Genomic DNA, 18,499 nt, shown 5'->3' with positions numbered 1-18,499 from the left:
ACGGGGCCTTTTCTTTTCTTCCAAGAATCAGAGATCATTGTTGCCATGCATGAATTGACCCATGGTGTAGCACCGCTTCATCGCCCGAAGGGGGGGCGGTTTCGGAGGACTGACTAGGCTACACCCCATACGCCTTTGCAAGCGTATCGGATAGATCATTCACCTTCACCGATCCCTTGGCGGCTTTTCTTAAGCTCACCAGGCAGATCGGGCACATGGTGGCGATGCTGCCGCCGCTTTCTTTGAGTTGCTCCGCGCGATTGCCGGCGATGCGGTGCGACTCGCTGGGAAAGAGCGATTCCAGCGGGCCACCGCAGCAATGCGTGTTCTTGCCGCACAGGCGAGGCTCGTTCACTTTTGCCCCGGTCTTTGCCAGCAGGGCGCGCGGTTGTTCGACCACGTTTTCATGGCGGGCATAGACGCAGGAATCATGAATCGAAAGTTCATCGCTGATCTGCGTCGTCGGTTCGATGCCGCTTTCGGCAAGCACTTCGAGGTAGCTCTTAACTTCAATGTCAAAACCCTTCACGAATTCCGGGAAAACGGTGCGCAGAGTGTGCGTCGTGTGCGGGTCAACCGTGATGATTTTTTCCACACCGTTCTTTTTGAATAGTTCGGCCACGCGCTGCGCATGTTTGGCAAACGATCCGTCGACGCCTTCGTCGTAGACGAGCGCGCCGGAATAGAGCTCTTCTCCGTAGAGATAGCCGAAATCGACGCTGGCTTTCTTGAGCAGCAAGGCAATGTTGCGCAGCATGCGGTCGTAGTCTTTCTGCTCGTCCTTTGAGGCCATCATGCCCATGAAGAAGGTCATGTTAATGAACTTGTTCACATTACGGCCGAGGCCGAAATATTTCGTCAGCGCGGAATCTTCGAACTTGGCCATCTGGCCGGCCATCGCATCGATGATCGGGATGAGCTGGTAGAGGTGTCCGGTGTAGAGAACGGTTTTTCCACCCTTTGGAAGATCGAGCCCCTTGGCCCAGCGCGTTGCGGCGGCGGATGAGATCGGCAGCACGCTTTTACGCTGGTTCAAGTTGTCGGCCAGAATCCCCAGAATGTCTTTGGTTGGCAATGGCATGGCGGCTCCTTAGGAAAGATTGAATTCGTTTTCGTTAATGTATTTGCGGAGGAAGCGCACGTTGTCGGCAATGTTCACTTCGGCCGGACAGTTTTCCGCGCACATGCCGCACAGCAGGCAGGAATAGATGGTGGAAATATTTTCCCGCACCTTGTCCTCGAGCCCGACCTGGACATAGCGGAAGAGTTTGCGTGGCAGCATTTCGATGCCCATCGGGCAGACGGCGGTGCAGACGCCGCAGTGCATGCAGGCGTCGGCGTTGAATGTGTCGGAGCACTTTACGGCCAAAGCCATTTTTGATGATACCCTACTCATGGCCTTCTTCCTCCTGTTCCCTGAACTCGTATTTAAAGTAGCCGTCGATATCCGGGCGGCCGATCTCCTCAACCATGCCGTAGCGGCGCATCGCCATCATCCAGTAGACCGTTTCATGTTCGGGGGCGCCGAGCGCCTCCGCAACTTCCGGCACCGTTTTGGCTTCCTCCTGCAGGATCGCCACAATGCGATCCCGCATAATCATTTCGTCGCGCATCACTTCGCGCATATCGCGTCTTGCCGTGCTCATGCGGTCACCACCTCTTTGCTGCAGGCATCAATCATTGCCGTGATTTGCTGGTCGGTATAGCCTTCGACATCCAGAGCATCGTGCGGACAGATCGGCACGCAGGCGCCTTCGCCTTTGCAGAGCGACTTGACCACAAAGGCCACTTCCTTTTCACCGTAGTGAATCTTTTCGATGGCACCGTAGGGGCAGGCCTTCAGGCACTCATCGCACCACAGGCACTTGTCGGTATCGACCCGCGCAATCAGTGGCTCGAGATCAACATAGCCCTTCATCAGCAGACCGCCGGCCTTGCTGACCGCCGCGAGCGATGCGCCGACGCTTTCGGCCATGGTCTTCGGGCTCTGCGCCGCGCCGGCTAGGAAGACCCCGTCGATCACGGTTTCCACCGGGCGCAGCTTGATGTGCAGCTCGTTCAGGAAACCGTCCTTACTGACCGGCAGTTTGAGCAGGTTCATCAGGGTTTCGTTTTTCTTCGGTATCATGCCGGTGATGAGCACGACGAGGTCGGCCTGGATTTCAACTTCCTCGCCGCCCATCAGCTTGTCCTTCACCGTAACAACGAGGCCGTCGGCGGTATTGGCAACCGTTGGCGCATCGGCGTCCGGGTAGCGCATGAAGACGGCGCCGCGGGTACGGGCTTCTTCGTAGATCGTTTCGTTGTGGCCGTAGGTGCGGATGTCGCGATAGAGGTGATACTGGTTCAGCTCGCCCGGCCGGTCTTCAAGGCAGACGGCCATGTGCGTGCCGGCGTTGCAGCAATAACGCGAGCAATACTGGTTCGGCTCGGGGCAGGCTTCGGTTTTTTTCTGGCGGCTGCCGACGCAGTAGACAAACACCACGTTCTTAACGGCCTTACCTTTGTAGGTGAGCTCACCTTCCTGCTGGTCGGCGAAGTCGCGGAACTCGGGCAGGGTAACCACACCGTCGAGACCATAACCAAACTCGCCTTCGGCGGGTTGATAGTTATCGTAGCCTGTGGCCACGAGCATTGCGCCAACCTGCAGTTGAACGGCTTCTTTCTCGCCGACCCGCAGCGTGACCTTGAAGTCGCCGATGTAGCCGCTCTTTTCAATCATTTCGGCATCGGTGTAGAGCATGATGTTCTCGCGCTTCTTCACCTCGTCGAGCAGGTTCTGAACGATGGTGCTTCCCTGTTGGTCGTCCGGCGCCATGCGGCCCCAGTTTTTCACAGCACCACCGGCTTCCTTCTGTTTTTCAGCGATGAAAACGGAGAGGCCCATGTCGGAAAGGGCCAGAGCGCCGCGCAGGCCGCTGATGCCTGCACCGATCACCAGCACCTTCGGAATGGTGTCGACCCGCAGCGCGGTCAGCGGAACGGAGAGCGACGCCTTGGCGATCCCGGCGCGGACGAGGGCGATGCCCTTTTCGGTGGCCCCGGTTTTGTCGTTGGTGTGCGCCCACGAGCACTGCTCGCGCAGGTTGACGTGCACATACTGGTATTTGTTGATACCGCCGCGTTCCGCCATGTCGCGGAAGGTGAACATATGCAGTTTCGGCGAGCAGGAGGCAATCACGAGTCCGTCGAGCTCCAGCCCTTCGATGTCGTCGATCATTTCCTGCTGGGCCGCGTCGGAGCAGGTGAACATGTGGTTCTTGGAAACCACCACGCCCGGCTCCGTCGCAACGGCCTCGGCGACCGCCTTAACATCAACGTAGTCCGAAATATTCCCGCCGCAGTGGCAGATGAAAACCCCGATTTTTCTTCCCGTAGCCATTAGTTCCGTCTCCTTAAATCTTCGGTCATGTTTCGTCTCATGATTATGCAACCTCAAGTGATTGGCTGGGGATTGCCGATTTTTGATTTTTGATTTCCGATTGGTGGGTCTGCGACGCCTTTCTCATAAAAAAGGCCAACGCCGCCTGAGTTCCGCAAATCGGCAATCTAAAATCGGCAATCAAAAATTCACTGCGCCGCTGCATCACGCGTTCCTCAGCTTTTGAATGTATCCTGCGGCCTGGGCGGACGAAGCGCAGGCATGGAGTACCGTGTCCGGAATGTCGCGTGCACCGATGACGGTGCCGGCGGCAAACAAGCCTTCGATGTTGGTGCGTCCCGGTTGCGAGGTCGCGTCCGGTTCCTTGATGTAGGCAAATTCATCGGCTTCGAGTTCGCTGCCTTTGAAGAGCTTGAGCGATTCGAGATTGGGCAGGAAGCCGACGGTCAGAACGACCATGTCGTGCTCCGCTTCCTGCAGGCCGCCTTCGCCTTCCATATCTTCGTAGTGCACCTTCAGGTTGCCGCCTTCGATCTCATCGATCCGGGCGACCTTGCCTTTGGTGTACTGCACGCCCATGCCCTTCGACTGTTCGTAGAATTCGTCGTAGCCTTTACCGAACGCGCGGAAGTCGATGTAGTAGATGGTCACATCCGCCATCGGCAGCGCACCCATCACGAGCTGCGCGTGCTTGGCGGAATACATGCAGCCGATGCGGCAGCAGAGCGGGTTGCAGACCGTGTGGTCGCGCGAACCGTTGCAGAGTACGATGGCAATGTTTTCCGGTTCCTTGCCGTCCGACGGGCGCAGCACGCCGTTGTAGGGGCGGGTCGGCGCCAGCAGGCGATCCATCTGCGGGCCGGAGATGACGTTGGGATATCTGCCGTAACCCATGAGTTCCTTGCCGGCCGGATCGAGAATTTCGTAGCCGGTGGAAATGATCACCGAGCCGACGGTCATTTCGAGGTTGTCCGTGCCCATGTTGAAGTTGATGCAGTCGCCGGGGCAGACATTCACGCACTCCCGGCATTGCGAGCACTCGCCGCAACCTAAACACCGGTTGGCGGAATGGCGCGCCTCGCTTTCGGTCATGGTTTCTTCATAGGCCTCGAAGCTTTGAATACGCTTGTGCGGTTCGAGTTCGCGGATTGCGGTCGGGGCCAGAGAGGAACAGTTCTTCGAACAGGAGAGAATCTCCTCTTTGTCGGCCGCTTCCAGCTCTACTTCAAAGCCAACGTCGAGCGATTCGCCCTTGAGCATGCGGTCGATGTAGAACGCGGCTTTGCGGCCTTGTCCCATGGCTTCGACGATGATCGACGGGCCGAGCACGGCATCGCCGCCGGCAAAGACCATCGGATCCGCGGTCTGGAGGGTTTGCTTGTTAACCGGGATGGTTTTGTTGCCGTTGAGCTCCAGCTCATTCTCGAACGGGATGGTGCTCGGCGAAAGGCCGACGGCCATCACCACCACGTCTGCGGGAATCTGCTGTTCCGATCCTTCGGCAGTGGAGAAGCCGGTCATGCGGCCGTTTTCGTCAAAGTTGATTTGGTCGACCTTCAGCACTTCCAGGATGCTGTTGCCGGCATCATCGGTGTAGATGCGCTTGGTGGAGACGCCGGTGTAGAACGTGATGCCTTCCTCGTCCGCCTCGCGGACTTCGAAGTCGAGCGCAGGCATTTGGTCTTTTTCTTCCAGGCAGACGATCGAAACACTCTTGGTGCCCATGCGAACCGCGGCGCGGGCCACATCGAGCGCCACGTTGCCGCCGCCGAGCACGACAAAATCCTTATCTTCGATGTCGGGCAGTTCGTCGCCGACATTGGTGTCTTTCAGGAACGACATGCAGTCGGTAACATCGGCGAGATTGTTTCCGGTGATTGGAATAATGCGCGGATTCTGGTTGCCGACGCCCACGAAGACGGCGTCGTAGCCGGCTTCCTTGAGGGAGGCAATGCTTTCGACCGGTGTACTGGTTTTAATCTCTACGCCAAGAGCGGTGATGTTTTTGATATCGCGGTCGAGCAGCGACTTGGGCATGCGGTAGGCGGGCATCCCGTGGCGCAGCATGCCGCCGGCCTGCGGTTCGGATTCGAAGACCGTCACCTGATGGCCCTGTTTGGCCAGGTGGAACGCGGCGGTCAGTCCGCCGGGGCCGGAACCAATGATGGCGACCTTGGAATCGAGCTGGGTTTCAACCGGGCCGTAGTCCGGCTCGGGATGGCGGTCGTAGTACCAATCGACCATGAAGCGCTTGATGGCGCGGATGTTGACCGAGCCTTCCATTTCGTCGCGGGTGCATTCGCCTTCGCACGGGGCGTAGCAGGCGCGGCTGAGGCTGCCGACGAGCGGGGCGTCGGCCAGGTGGAGCTTGAAGCCTTCTTCATATTTCCCGGAGCGCACCAGCGAAACAAAGCCGCTCGGCTTAACGCCGGCCGGGCAGGTGTGTGTGCAAGGCGGTTGCGCGCTGCGGCTGATGACCGCCTTTTTCGGAATGGCCTGCGGAAAGGGGATGTGCGCGGCGCGGCGGGCAATCATGTTGTAGTTATATTCGTCGGGAATCGGCACGGTGCAGACGCTTTCGCACTGGCCGCAGCCGGTGCAGGTGGTCTGGTCGACATAGGTCGGCTTCTTGTGCATGTTGACGTGGAAGGTGCCGTCGGCGTTTTTCGTGACGCCATCGACTTCGCTGTAGGTCATCAACGTAATATTCGGGTGGTGCAGGCTCTGGGCCATTTTCGGGGTCGAAATACAGCTGGCGCAGTCGAGGGTAGGGAACACCTTGGAAAGCAGAATGGTGCGGCCGCCTATGCTGGGGTCTTTTTCGACGAGCAGCACCTTGAAGCCCATGTCGCCGAGGGAAAGGGAGGCTTCCATGCCGGCCGTTCCGGCGCCGACCACCATTACATCGTAGTCCATTTCTTTTTTATCGCTCATTGTTCCTCCAACTTGATGAGGTCTTTCTGGAATGCGTTCATGTGCGCCACAAAGTTGTCGGCGCAGACCGAGCAGAGGCCTGACATCTTGAGCCGCTTCGGGCTGATGTCGTTTTCCTTCATCAGTTCCTGCGCCTGTTTAATCAACGCGCTGGTGCGCGGGGTGCAGTCGGCCAGGAAGGCGCAGTCGCCGCCGCAGCCTGCCACGAAGACGCCGTCGAAGCCCTGCTTGATGGCGTGGACGATCCACGAAGGCTTGACGCCGCTGGAGCAGGGCAGGGGAATCACTTGCACCGCGGTGGAATAGTGCATGTGGGCGCTTCCGGCCAGGTCGATGCCTGGATCCGAAATGCTGTTGGTCGAGAAGACCAGAATCTTGGGTTGCGGTTCGTTGCTTTTCATCATCGCTCTGCTCGGGTTGTCAGTTGCTGGTTATTGGTTATCAAAGCGGTTCCGGAAGCCGGTCACTGATAACCAGTAACCGACAACCGGTAACGGAAGAAAAACGGTTACCCGAGTTTCTTCATGTAGACACGCCAGAAGCCATCGTCTTCATAGTCGCCGACATATTCGTGCTTCATCTTTTTGCTCCAGCGCTGGATATCGATGATCGTGCCTTCGTCAGACGAAAGTACGCACATCACACCGTCGACGGGGCAATCGGCAATCGCGCGTTTGGCTTCCAGCAAGGGGCCGGGGCAAGCGGTTCCGCGTGCGTCTACTTCAATGGCTACGTCCAATGCTTTCAGTTCTTCACTCATGGTTGTTCTCCTGTCGTTGTTAGTTGATTGAAAATTGCGTGACGAGTGAGCCGTGAGGCGTGAACTTCAAAAATCACGCCTCACGTTTCACTCATCATTCCCCTACATAAAGAAGCACTGCTTCGAGCCCTGGAACATATCGACAAACGTGCCGACGCCGACGAAGTCCAGATGCGGGTAATCGATGATTTCTTCTTTTTTGATGCCCATGACGCCCATGGACATTTCGCAGATATGGATGCGGACGCCGAATTCGGCGGCGTCGGCCATCAGCTCTTCGAGCGACTTGGCCTTGTGCATTTTCATCACCGCGCGGATCATTGGCGGGCCCATGCCCATCATCTGCATCTTGGAAAGCGGGAGCTTCTTTGAGCTGGACGGCAACATGGCGCCGAACATTTTTCCGAGGAAGTCCTTCTTCACTTTCTTCTTCGGATCACGCAGGGCGGAGAGCGACCAGAAGGTGAAGAACATATCCACCTCCATGTCGTAGGCCGTTGCACCGAGGGCGATGATGAAGGCGGCGATGGTATAGTCGAGATCCCCGCTCATGACGCCGAGCGTCAGCTTGTCGCCGGGCGCGTTTTCTTCGAGCTCCTCCACGCGGGCGGTCAGCTGTTTGATCATTTCTTCAAGGTTGGCTTGTTCTTCGCTCATGGTGTTTCTCCAGCGGTTGGGGTTAGTTTGTTAATACGGTTTCTTCGTCGTAGTCGCGCGCCTTGCGGCCCTGCGCTTCCATCTCTTCGAGCAGGATTTCACGGACAAGGTGGCAGCCTTCGATGATCTTGGGATTCTTGAGGCGGTAGTAGACGGTCTGGGCATCCTTGCGGGTGACCACGACGTTCTTGTCCTTCATGTTCCGCAGGTGCTGGCTGATGGCGCTGACAGATGAGTCGAGGGTCTCGGCGATGGCGCCCACGCACTGTTCCCCGTGGCTCAGCAGCTCGACGATCGCCAGCCGTTTGGGGCTGGCCATCGTCTGGTACAGGTCGGCCTGCAGTTCAAAGATCTCGAAATTGCATGGTTTCATGGTTGCTAAAATACACCGGCGCAAGAGAAAATAAAGCCAAATAACAGAATATTATAATACACTAATATAAAGGCGGAATATGATCATCATGTGCGTCATTTGTTCGGGTCTTTGTTTGCGGGGGGATGTGGTTCTCGCTGGGGGGAAATCCGCTAGTTCTTACCGATGTTCGGAAAGCGTGTCTCTGGATAGGGGGAGGGGCTTTGGAAGGAATCCGCCTTGCAGGTTACGTCGCAACGGCCGCACTGGACGCAGTGGAAGTCGGAAACCTTGATGTTGCGCTTTTCCCGGTCGGCGGTAATGGCTTGCACGGGGCAGGTCCTGGTGCACTGGACACAGGCGAAGCAGCTTTCGGCATCGATGTGCCGTTTGCGCAGCCCGACCCTCGAAAAGAATCCGAGCAGGACGCCGTAGGGGCAGGCGAAGCGGCAGAACGGGCGCGGGATGAAAATGCCCAGCGCCAGTACCGCCAGCAGGACAAGCCAGTTCAGCAGGTTGCCGACGATCAACAGCCCCGGTTCCATGGAGCCTTCGCCCACGCGGTCGGCGAGCTGCCCGAACCAGGCGTGGCCCGTGAAAAAGATGGGTTTGTAGACATCGAGCTTGCAGGCGAGGAAGATGCCGCTACGCAATGCGCCCCAGGCAGTGGCGATGAGCAGGGCAATGGGGATGAGCCGCAGGATCTTGTTGAGGAGGGTCGGGAGCTGGATGCCGTTCTTGCGGGAGAGCAGGTGCTGGATAGCGCCGAGCGGACAGGCGGACGAGCAAAAGACGCGGCCAAAGAAAAATGCGGCGATCAGCGGCAGCAGGAACAAGACGGCCACCAGCTTGCCAATCAACTCGGGCGCGGCAAGACCCATGAAAAAGTTGGTGGTGGCGCCGACCGGGCAGATGCAACCGCCGCGGACGATGCCGAAGTAGAGCAGGGCAATGCCCGCCAGTGCGGTGAACCAATGGCGCTGGAGGTGCCGTACGGAGAGCAGGCTGCCAATGGCCAGCATGATGGCCAGCGCAATCACGTCGGCGATTTCCCAGCCAAACGATTCCCAGTGGAATTCCTGGGGAACGTAGGTTTCCTTGTAGTCGGCCAACTCCTGTGTCGGGGGACGATGGCATTCGTCGGATTCCTGGGCGACCGTTGCTCCGATCGGGGCGAGCGCAAGGAAGAGGATGAGCAAAATCCGGATCAAGCGCCTTCCCCCGTCATATAGGTGGAATCGAACCAGTAGTCGCCCAGGTAGTCGTCGACCGTTTCGCGGGGTATGCGTTCGATGGCGTCGTGCGGGCAGGCCAGGGCAATCGCGCATTCGTTGCAGCCGAGGCACAGGTCGGGCCGGATGGCGAGGAACATCGATTCGGTGCCGTGGTGGTTGCAGCGCTTGACGCATTTGCCGCAGCCGATGCAACGTTTGGGATCCTGTGCATAGAGGAACATGCCGTCGGCGCCGCCGCTGAAGTTGATGCGGGTGACGGCATTGACCGGGCAAACGCGGTCGCCTTCGGAATCGATCTTGTTGGAGTCGATGTGGGTATCGGTGATGTGGCCGTAGCAGACTACGCAGTTGGAGCATTTTTTCGGATCGTTGAGCGCCTTGACGGCCGAAGGCTTGCGGACGCAGGCCGTCTCGCAGATGCCGCAATGCCGGCATTTTCCGGGAATGATCTGCCAGGCGAAACGGCGCCCCTGGGCGACGAATTCGGCATCTTCCGAGGGTGGGGAAAAGATGCGCGCGGCTGCACCGCCCAACACGGAGATGCCGAGCAGCTGGCCGACGATCCTTAGATGGTTTCTTCGCTTCATGGCGTGTGCTCCAATTCTGGTGGGTTCCAGGGGGCGGGCTCCACGAAACCCTGGCCTAGCAGGGATTCGTCGGCCTGGCTGCCCGAGATGGAAAGCAGAGCCTTTTTCAGGCGTTCCGCCTCCGGTGGACCCACGCGTTTCATGTCGAGCATCAAGGAGGTCAGTGGAATCCGTTCGGTGTGTTCGAGGGTGCGGAAGTCGCCGGGATTGGCGAAATCGACGGCGCAGTCGGCCGAGAGGGCGTAGTCGCTGATGACGGCGGCATCGGCTTCCTCATCCAGCAGCACCCCGATGTTTTCGGAACAGCTGGCCTTGGTGCCTACTTTTGCGGGCTTGATGCCTTTGAGTTCGAAGAGCCGTTTGGCGGCCTGGTGTTTTTCGTAGGCGTCGGATTGGCCGAGGTAGACGTGTTTCCCGTTCAGTTCCTCCAGGGTTTGGATGGGGGAGTCGGCCGGGACGATCACGATGCCGCTTAGCCAGCGGTTATCGTTGGGGTCGAGCACGTCGGCGATGCGCTGGAATTCGGCTCCGGCCTGCCTTTGAAGGCGCAAGGCCGTCCACGGTTTTGCAAGCACACCGTCGAATTGGCCGGACAGGATGGCCTCCTCCAGCTGGTAGGGTTCCGTGAAGTAGGTGAACTCCAGCTCGATGCCGTGTTCCGCTCTCAACGTGTCCACGGTCGGGGTGTAGCCGCGTGCGGCGACATCGTGCACGCAGAAGCAGGCGGTGTCGGTGCAGTAGATGTCGTTGACCGCAATCTTCAGGGCCAGTGGATCGGTGGGCCTGGTGATGCAACCGGCCAGTGCCAGTGCAAAAAGACTGAGTCCTATTTTACGCATTTGACGATGTAGCCCTTGGTGTTGGCGGCAAGGTAGATGTTGCCTTTGCTATCGACGGCGGTCGGGATGAAACTGCAACCTTTAACGAGTTCTTCAACGCCTTCGATCTGCTTGGCGTTTTTGCCGGCGGCATCGTAGACCTTGATGCGGGTGGGATCTTTTTCAACGGTGAGGATGGTGCCGCCGGGCAGGTAGGCCGCGCTCACCGGGTTGCAGCATCCCTGGAAATCGTCGAGGCCGCGCCCGCGCTGGCCGAACTCCATAACGATGTTGCCGTTCAGGTCATAGCGCTGCACCTTGAACGCGCCGAGGTTGGAGACCGCCACGGTCCGGTCGGGGGCTTCGCAAAAATCGAAGATGCCGCAACACAGGCGGAGTCCCTTCTTGATCCGCGCGGTTTCCTTGCCGGTTTCCAGGTCGTGGAAAACCAGTGCGCGCGCCGTGAGATCCGCCACCACCAGTTTGCCATCCAGGATCTTCGCCGCCTTGGCTGATTTAAGGTTATCAAGCTTGTTGCTTTTCAGCTTTTTCCCCGAGGCATCGAATACGCCGTGTTCAACGCCAACCGGAACATGGACTTCCCTCATGCGGGCTCCCGACTTGACCTTTTTCACTTCGGTCTGTGTTGAAAACACATGGATATTCCCGTTCCGGGAAACCGCAATGGCCGTGGTGTTTTCCATTTCGGTTTCGATGGTTCCGGCAAGGGAACCGTCGCCGTTGAAGCGGGAGACTTTCCCGTTGTTTTCGAGGACGCAGATCGAGTCGTCGGATCCAATCGCCAATTGGCTGATAAATCCAAGCTTGTCCTTGCCGATCTGGGTCTCGACCCTGTAGCCGGAGGCGAAGGCCGATATGCCGATTAATGCGGTTGCAACTGCCAATTGGATTGCTTTCATTCGAAATCTCCCATGCGTCATGATGAAGGTATTGATAAAAACATCATAATATTTACCAGCAAGTTGGCTTAAAAGCAACCTGCCGACCTACTTTAGACGAAAATCAAAAAAGCAGGGGGCGTATTCCTGCATTGGCATGCGTATGTTCCGGGGAACGGATCATCCAGCATCAGGAAGCGGCCAGCAGCATTGGAACACCATGGGGTTCCTTGATCCATAGATGGAAACAGCCAATCCGGACCGGTTGGCAGCGCAGGGCGCCACCTACAACCGCGCGTACACCGTCAACCCGACCGCGGTGAAATGTTCGACCTGCACGAAGATCCCGGGGAAGTGGACAACCTCTGGAACGATCCCGCCCGCATTGCCGTCGCATAAGTCGACGTGCCCAGGCTTTTTTTGAAACGAAAGCGCAGGGGCAATGCGCTACTTCCACGTAAAGCCAGGCCACGAAATCCACCGTTCGGGTGCCGTATGACCCTTTCGTTCAATCTGCCAGGGCCTGTCGCCGGAAATATCATACTTATGCAAGTATGATGTTTGGTGTGTGGGTTGACCTATTTCAGTTTGTTCAGAACGCGGGGATCCAGTGGCAGGTCGATGGCGGTTCCGATGGTCAGTTTGCCAAAGCCCGGATGTTGCGGATTCAGCAGGAAGTTTGATTCGATGGGAACAATGGAGCTGGGCACCATCATGGCCGCCGAACCCTGATCCTGCAGCCAGCGGTTGCCGATCAGCAGGGTGGAGGAGTGCGGTAGCGGTTCGTTCCATCCGGACGGGAGTCTAGAGGCGTCGACGGCCAGCAGTTCGCTTTCGGGAATGTCAACCGGGATGGCTTTGTAGTGTTGCAGCGCCTTTTTGAATTCCAGGTGGACAATGATTTCGAGCAAGGCGAGCGAAAGGGAGCCCGCCGTATAGACGACGGGGTATCCTTCGGAGTTCCAGCGGCCTCCTGCCAACCGGGAGCCTTCGCCGCTGAAGGCGGATGCGGCATATTTTTTATGAACGAGTCGCCAGGCCCGGGGCATGGGGTTTCCTTAGTAGAAGACGCCGTGTTCCAAACGGCGCAATTGTTTTTCCACTTCCTGTGCGCCGGGTTCGGTGTCCGCATAGTTGAGCGGCGTCTGGCCCCCGAAAATATCCTTGGGTGCCGCGAACCAGCGCCGGGCGAGGCTGGCATCCTCGAAGAGATTCAGTGCAATCTGATAAAGCCGCGCCAAGCGGTACACCCGTTCCGACTCATCAACATCGAGTCGACCACTTTGCTTCCTTCGCGCAAGTGTCCTCATGTTGATGTTCAACGTTTTCGCCAGCTCGGCGGCGGTCACCCCGAATTCTTCCCGCAGCTTTTCAAAGCTCGCGGTGGGAAGGCCTTTCTTGATGCGGGTGATGACCTCTTCGCGGCTATCAACCCGGCCGAAAATCGCAATGGGTTCTTCGACCATCAGATCGGTCGGAGCCTCTTCCGCTGTCGGATATTTTATGGGCTTCTTCATGGGTTTCTCCTGTCATCTGGCGTAATTGATAAGACAATTGTCCTGCAAAGGCAAGCTTTCTTTCCACCAATAAGCCCTGAATATCCGCCTCTATCGGGTGGTCTTCGTCGTGGCGGAAGCGGCCTTCCTCACAATCGGTCGGCGTATTTGGTGCGGAAGGCTTCGACCTGTGCGAGCTGCGGTTCCGGCAGTTCAAGGTCTTTCAGGAAATTATAGGCCCGGCGGCCGATCAAAAACGACTTGTTGTCGAGCAGCACAAGGACATTCGCAACGACCTCCGGTGATTCGCGGTTCTTGTCGGTCATCAGGTTCAGCAGCAAGTGGACTTCATAATAGCTTTCCAGTTCGGGCAGGCTGTTGCTTAGGTGGTCGTAGAATCCATCGGGGGCCGGTAGATCGGTTGAAACCAAGGATGAAAGATAGAGCACCTGTTTCTTGGACGAACCCTGGCTAAAGAGTTTTGCGATGGCCTCGTAGTAGTTTTCGGCTCCAAGGCTTTCGAAATAGCCGATCGCGGCACTCGCCAGCCCCGTGTTTCCGTTAAGGGCCTGGTTATAGACGGCCCCCTTGGTGGATTCATCCTTCGTGCCCCGTTCGGAGAGTCGGGTGATGGCGAATTCGATCCGTTGCTCATCGGTGCTGTTGAGATAGTCGATGAGTTGCCGGTTGTTCATCTCCTTGGCGGAAATGCCGCTGATCGTGGCCTGCAGCGGACTGTTGACCCAGTGCCACAGGGTATAGCAGGTGTAGACCGCGCCGGAAACGATCGCCGATTTATCCGAGAGCAGGGTGGCCCCGGACGAGCCATCGATTTCATCACCCGTCTGGGCCTGGGCCGGTGAAACAACATCCTTCGGGTTCACTTCCTTCAGCAAGGATGCCGGGTCGGAGAGAATACCCTGCAGCTTCTCATGGTCTTTGGCTGAAAACTTTTGGTGCCCGCGTTTAGTCAGGTCTCCGCCCTTGGGGAATTCGTAGCGAAGGAAGGTTCCGATCGGGTCCCAGAACAGCCTAACCGAAATGATTTCGCATTGTCCGTCGCCGCAGATCACCGAATCCACGTCCAGGTAATACTCCAGGAGGCTGCCCTCGGGATCGCGGGTTTGGATCAGGGTTTGGGGGGTCGGCTTCCCTTCGGCAAGGGCGGGGTGGGATGCCTGGATTTCATGGGGTACGGATGGGGTTTCCGCGCCCGCTTTTTCCGCGGAGATGCAGGCGCTCATGCAGACGGCAAGGAGCGGCAGCGCCAAATAAATGGATTTGATGTTCATTCGAAGCAGGGTAGTCGAGCACCCCATGGAATGCGAGACCGATAGGGTGCTATTTGCTCCGGGCGGTGGTCTTGGGTTGCTTCGGCGGGTTGTCGTAAAGCGGCGCGAAGGTGGCAGGGATCTCGCGGTTGATCGCATCCTCGAAGCCGACGTCGGGCCGGAAGAACTCGTGGCCTTCGTGGGCCGCGTTTTTCAGCCCCCAGTAGGAGGGGTAGAACTGGCCGAAGGCATCAAGCCAGTTGACGACGCTCACGAACTCGGCCTGGGTCAGCCTGATGTTCCTGTGCGGATTGACGAGGCGCCTGGCAATCGCATCGGCGTCCGGGTGGCGGAGCGGAATGCGTCCGTTGCCGATGACGGTGACGAGGGGGCTGGTGTGCGAACCGGAGTGGTAGGCATTGCGGTAGGAGATGTCGGCGCTCCCCTTGTCCTCGTTGGCGCTCATGTATTCGCCGGCATAGGGGATTCCCAGTCTGGGATTCCGACTGTTCATCAGCGCCTCATACGACACCGTCCATAGTTTGGTCGGGGCGCCGGTGAGGTTCAGGCCGCCTTTGGGATCAACCGCACCGTGGCACTCGATGCAGTGCTTGTCCCAAACGGGTTGCACCTGCGTGAGATAGTTGATGGTCTTTTGCGGGCTGGAATCGCCGGGTTGGGGCCGCATTTGCGACGGAACCCGTTGAAGTGCCAGCGGAGTGGCGAACCCGGTCGAGGCGGGCGGCACTTCGCCGGGGAGTTCGTGGCAACCCACGCAGCTGCGCGTTTCGCCGGGAATATAGTTGATATAGGTGCGTTCGGTCTGTACGGCCATATGGTTTTCGTCCAGCGCCTGGAAATAGATGTTGCGTTCGGCCGGAACCTCGAAGTGGGCCGATCCGTCTTTCTCGACGGGAACAATGCCGTGCTGCACCTTGAGCCCGAGGCGCCCGATGCCGATGGCCGAGTGCGCCATGCCGCTGCGGTCGTTCGGCCATCGGTTGCGCACCGTCCAGGGGCGGCTGACCTGCTCCATGACCCGGAGGTATTTGACGGCGCCGCGCTCCACTTCCGGCATGCCGTGGTAGACATCGGCCACCACGCAGACGGCTTTGCCCTTCTTCGCGAGCGCGGGATCGATGGAGCCTTCGGCAACCGGAGGTTTTGTGCGCGGCGCCAGCGGCATGGCGTGCCAGCAGGAGATGGATTTGTCCTGGTAGAGCGGGGTGGTTTCACCGTTCGCGTCGAGCAGGCAAAGGTCGTAGGCGGCTACATCGTTCCAGCGGTAGCCCTTGGGTTTGAGGGAGGCCATGAACAGCGTTTCGGAAATGGGGTAGGGATCCTTGAACAGGCGTCCGGGCAGTCCGGTTTTATCGTGGATCCACTGGCCGTCGATCAGGAAGTGGAAGCCGCTGTGCGCCTGGGCATCGACATCCTTGGTGATGTAGGTTAGCGGTTCCCTGGTGCGGATATTCTTGGTGGTATCGATCACGACGACCGTGCCCATGGCGTTGTTCGGCCCCCAGTGGCTGCAGGCCAGCGAGAGAATCTTTCCGGGTGCACCGGGAATCGCGCGGCCGTAGATCAGGGTTTCGGGATAGGTGAGCGTGTTGCCGTAGACCTCGGCCGATCCGGAGCCGTCGGTACGCATTGACCAAAGGCATTTGGCGTTGCCGGCCGCCTTGTCGTTGTATTCCCAGCGGTGGTAGAGGATGCGTCCGTCGGGCATCAGGGTGGGCGAGGCCTCGCTGACCGGATTGTTGCTGAGCGCCCGCATGCCCTTGCCATCCTTGTCCATCCGGTAGAGCACCTTGGTGGAAAAAACATCGCCGCTATCGCAAAGAATGCTGTATTGGCAGCGCGTGGATACAAAGGCGATGCTTCCATCGGGCAGGTAGCACGGATGCATGTCGTCGGTGCCGTGGTGGTACTGCCTGTTGCCGTAGCTCTTGACCAGTGCCGCTTCGTTGGCCTGGGGGAAGGTGAGCTGACGCAGTCCGGTGCCATCCACGTTGATTTCGTAGATCCGGTATCCCTCGGCATGGATTTTTTTGTAGTCGAAAATAATTTTTTTCGCATCGAAGGAGACGTCGAAACGGTTAAAGACGCCTTCACTGAATTCCGGCATCAGCTCGCGCGCGGTTCCGGTCTTCAGGTCGAGGATGCAAATGTTGCCGCCCGGTTTCCAGGTGCTGTTGACATATTCGGTGTAAAAATGGTTCGCATCTAGCGTGTTCCGCTTGATGAACGCCAGTTTGTTCACTCCGTTGGCGATCAGTTTGCGGGCTGCCGCCGGATTGAAGAGATCGGTGAGCGGGGGAGGCGCGGGGATTTTGTTCATCTTCGATCCCGTTGCGGAGTAGGCAATGGCCGCTGATGCCAATATGGATATCATTACGTGTGTTCTAATATGCACCGTTTCCTCTTTTCATTCCGAACGTTCCATTGTTTACACCAAGACGCTTCATTTCCCGACTGTTGGACGAAATCCGGCCCAGTCATAAATATTTGCCCTTGCCTGTCCTTCTTTCTGAAAGTAGAACGTTGTTCTAAATATTGGAGGTGCCATGGTTTTGCAAGCGAATAGGGAACAGCTGTCGGAATTCAAGATGACCAATCTTGAGCGGGGTCTGACCATATTGGAACTGCTCACGGAGTATCCGGACGGGCTGGGCACGTCTGAGATTTCGCGGTTGCTCGAGTTGCCGAAAAACTTCGTTTTCCGGGCGACCGGCGTGCTGCACCTGCGGGGCTATCTGGACCGGAACGAGGATTCGAAAACCTTCGCCGTCAGCCGCAAGTTGCTTTCAATGAGCTATCATGTGCTCAAGCACACCAGCCTGATCGAGGTCTCGATGCCGCTAATGAAGTCGTTGCGCAACGAGATTAAGGAAACCGTCACGCTTTGCACCATCGAAGGGGAGCAAGGGATCGTGCTCGACCATGTGCCCAGCCCGCACTCGCTGCGGTTGGTGGTGGAAACGGGAGCCCATTTCCAGCTGCACTCTTCGGCGCCGGGCAAGGCCATGCTGGCTTTCATGCCGGAAGAAGACCGCAACCCTGTGCTCGCCCAACTGACGTTCAAAAAGTTCACCCGTCAAACCATCACCTCCCGAAGGGCGTTTCTCAATGCCTTGGAAACGGTGCGCGAGGTTGGCTACGCGGTGGATCTCGGCGAAGAGATGGAAGGTATTCACTGCATATCCGCCCCGGTTTGCGATGAGCGCGGCGTTCCCGTTGCCGCGCTTGTGATCACGGGGCCTTCCAGCCGTTTCCCGGTTTCGCTGTTCAAGGAGCGTGGCGAACAGGTCAGGCAAGCGGCAGGTCTGATTTCAACCAAGCTGGGTAGTTCAATATGAAAATCGTACTGGTGTGCATGCTGGTGGCGATCGGTGCATCTGCCGCTGAACTGAAGCTGGGCGACTGGCATGTGATTGGCCCGTTCAAGGACGAGGAGTTCGGTAATATGGATCGGTCGCTGGCCTATGTCTTCGCGCCGGAGATGGATGTTTTCCATGCCCTGGAACTTCCTGCCGGGGTGAAGCCTGCGGAAAACCTGGCGCTCAAGGCGAAGGCCTCCAGCCCCGACGACATGCCGGAGCAGGGGCACGCCGTGTCGGGCGCAAACGACGGCGACCCGGAAACCTACCGGGACGACAAAGACGGCGGCAGGGAGTATGTCCTGCGTCTCGACTGGAAAGAACCCGTCTCGTTCCGGGCCGTTGTTCTTTCGGGGTGGAAGCACGACGACTATGCCCCCCGGACGTTTCAGCTGATCGCCGATGGCCACGTGGTTTGCGAGGTGGCCGATGCCCGGTATACCGAAAACAGCCTTACGGTCATATTCGATACGGTGCAGGCAAGCCGGCTCGCCGGTCTTTGCCGACCGGTCCGATCCGGACTACGCGAAAGCGCTCGAAGCCATCGAGGTTGGCAAGGAGCTGCTCTACAAGGATCCGCGCATCGATATGATGGGCAAGGAGGCGTTCATGAATCCGCTGCCCGGATGCAGCGTTCTGAACCTGCCCGGCGGCTAGGCGCATTGGTTGATTTGCCTTGCGGGGCGGGGCGCGAAGGCCTACGGTCTTCCCCATGTTACGGGGATTGA

Annotated in this window: 20 protein-coding genes; 2 read left to right on the top strand and 18 right to left on the bottom strand. The window is 58.2% G+C overall.

Going from position 1 to position 18,499, the window contains the following annotated elements; genetic code table 11:
• Nucleotides 1–118: 118 nt before the first annotated feature.
• From E9954_RS15045 to E9954_RS14970, 18 genes are all read right to left on the bottom strand, one after another.
• On the bottom strand, nt 119–1,081 hold the full coding sequence (locus tag E9954_RS15045; RefSeq protein ID WP_136079962.1) for a (Fe-S)-binding protein: 963 nt from the start codon (nt 1,079–1,081) through the stop codon (nt 119–121).
• 9 nt (nt 1,082–1,090) lie between these two features.
• On the bottom strand, nt 1,091–1,396 hold the full coding sequence (locus tag E9954_RS15040) for a 4Fe-4S dicluster domain-containing protein (RefSeq protein WP_136079961.1): 306 nt from the start codon (nt 1,394–1,396) through the stop codon (nt 1,091–1,093).
• Nucleotides 1,389–1,646: a MarR family transcriptional regulator gene (locus tag E9954_RS15035; protein ID WP_136079960.1), complete on the bottom strand. Its 258-nt coding sequence runs from the start codon at nt 1,644–1,646 to the stop codon at nt 1,389–1,391. The genes E9954_RS15040 and E9954_RS15035 overlap by 8 nt, the downstream gene beginning before the upstream one ends.
• Nucleotides 1,643–3,382 (bottom strand): CoB--CoM heterodisulfide reductase iron-sulfur subunit A family protein, encoded by a 1,740-nt coding sequence (locus E9954_RS15030; protein ID WP_136079959.1) that lies wholly within the window; start codon nt 3,380–3,382, stop codon nt 1,643–1,645. Before E9954_RS15030 ends, E9954_RS15035 begins: the two co-directional genes overlap by 4 nt.
• A gap of 43 nt (nt 3,383–3,425) precedes the next feature.
• Entirely contained in the window at nt 3,426–3,587 is a 162-nt protein-coding gene (locus E9954_RS32535) for a hypothetical protein (RefSeq protein ID WP_168442283.1), read from the bottom strand.
• Nucleotides 3,587–6,316 carry an FAD-dependent oxidoreductase gene (locus E9954_RS15025; RefSeq protein ID WP_222847192.1) on the bottom strand — a complete coding sequence of 910 codons (2,730 nt, stop codon included), beginning with the start codon at nt 6,314–6,316 and terminating at the stop codon, nt 3,587–3,589. The genes E9954_RS32535 and E9954_RS15025 overlap by 1 nt, the downstream gene beginning before the upstream one ends.
• On the bottom strand, nt 6,313–6,720 hold the full coding sequence (locus E9954_RS15020; protein ID WP_222847191.1) for a hydrogenase iron-sulfur subunit: 408 nt from the start codon (nt 6,718–6,720) through the stop codon (nt 6,313–6,315). Before E9954_RS15020 ends, E9954_RS15025 begins: the two co-directional genes overlap by 4 nt.
• Before the next feature lie 104 nt (nt 6,721–6,824).
• Entirely contained in the window at nt 6,825–7,076 is a 252-nt protein-coding gene (locus E9954_RS15015; protein ID WP_136079958.1) for a sulfurtransferase TusA family protein, read from the bottom strand.
• A 102-nt stretch (nt 7,077–7,178) separates the two neighbouring features.
• Nucleotides 7,179–7,733 carry a DsrE/DsrF/DrsH-like family protein gene (locus E9954_RS15010; protein WP_136079957.1) on the bottom strand — a complete coding sequence of 185 codons (555 nt, stop codon included), beginning with the start codon at nt 7,731–7,733 and terminating at the stop codon, nt 7,179–7,181.
• Nucleotides 7,734–7,755: 22 nt separating this feature from the next.
• A complete protein-coding gene (locus tag E9954_RS15005) occupies nt 7,756–8,106 on the bottom strand; it encodes an ArsR/SmtB family transcription factor (RefSeq protein WP_136079956.1) in 351 nt (116 codons plus the stop codon).
• 152 nt (nt 8,107–8,258) lie between these two features.
• Nucleotides 8,259–9,296 (bottom strand): 4Fe-4S binding protein, encoded by a 1,038-nt coding sequence (locus tag E9954_RS15000; RefSeq protein WP_168442282.1) that lies wholly within the window; start codon nt 9,294–9,296, stop codon nt 8,259–8,261.
• Entirely contained in the window at nt 9,293–9,907 is a 615-nt protein-coding gene (locus E9954_RS32530) for a 4Fe-4S dicluster domain-containing protein (protein ID WP_168442281.1), read from the bottom strand. The genes E9954_RS15000 and E9954_RS32530 overlap by 4 nt, the downstream gene beginning before the upstream one ends.
• Nucleotides 9,904–10,746 carry a phosphate/phosphite/phosphonate ABC transporter substrate-binding protein gene (locus E9954_RS14995; protein WP_136079954.1) on the bottom strand — a complete coding sequence of 281 codons (843 nt, stop codon included), beginning with the start codon at nt 10,744–10,746 and terminating at the stop codon, nt 9,904–9,906. Before E9954_RS14995 ends, E9954_RS32530 begins: the two co-directional genes overlap by 4 nt.
• Nucleotides 10,734–11,645: an NHL repeat-containing protein gene (locus tag E9954_RS14990; RefSeq protein WP_136079953.1), complete on the bottom strand. Its 912-nt coding sequence runs from the start codon at nt 11,643–11,645 to the stop codon at nt 10,734–10,736. Before E9954_RS14990 ends, E9954_RS14995 begins: the two co-directional genes overlap by 13 nt.
• Nucleotides 11,646–12,202: 557 nt before the next feature.
• Entirely contained in the window at nt 12,203–12,673 is a 471-nt protein-coding gene (locus E9954_RS14985) for an RES family NAD+ phosphorylase (RefSeq protein ID WP_136079952.1), read from the bottom strand.
• Between the two features lie 9 nt (nt 12,674–12,682).
• Complete coding sequence (gene parS, locus E9954_RS14980; RefSeq protein ID WP_136079951.1) at nt 12,683–13,141, bottom strand: type II RES/Xre toxin-antitoxin system antitoxin; 459 nt, start codon at nt 13,139–13,141, stop codon at nt 12,683–12,685.
• A gap of 128 nt (nt 13,142–13,269) precedes the next feature.
• Nucleotides 13,270–14,412 carry a hypothetical protein gene (locus tag E9954_RS14975; RefSeq protein ID WP_136079950.1) on the bottom strand — a complete coding sequence of 381 codons (1,143 nt, stop codon included), beginning with the start codon at nt 14,410–14,412 and terminating at the stop codon, nt 13,270–13,272.
• A gap of 49 nt (nt 14,413–14,461) precedes the next feature.
• Nucleotides 14,462–16,786, bottom strand: a complete 2,325-nt coding sequence (locus E9954_RS14970) for an HzsA-related protein (RefSeq protein ID WP_168442280.1) — start codon at nt 16,784–16,786, stop codon at nt 14,462–14,464.
• Between the two features lie 172 nt (nt 16,787–16,958).
• Between E9954_RS14970 and E9954_RS14965 the strand changes: the two genes are divergently transcribed.
• Both E9954_RS14965 and E9954_RS14960 read left to right on the top strand, forming a co-directional pair.
• The gene (locus E9954_RS14965; RefSeq protein ID WP_136079948.1) at nt 16,959–17,750 is read left to right on the top strand and encodes an IclR family transcriptional regulator; all 792 of its coding nucleotides are present in this window, start codon (nt 16,959–16,961) and stop codon (nt 17,748–17,750) included.
• Entirely contained in the window at nt 17,747–18,499 is a 753-nt protein-coding gene (locus E9954_RS14960) for a hypothetical protein (protein WP_136079947.1), read from the top strand. The genes E9954_RS14965 and E9954_RS14960 overlap by 4 nt, the downstream gene beginning before the upstream one ends.

Origin of the sequence: Pontiella desulfatans (assembly GCF_900890425.1) — a bacterium.
GTDB lineage: Bacteria > Verrucomicrobiota > Kiritimatiellia > Kiritimatiellales > Pontiellaceae > Pontiella > Pontiella desulfatans.
The sequence above is the reverse complement of the archived record's forward strand: the minus strand, read 5'-3'. Positions and strand labels throughout refer to the sequence as shown.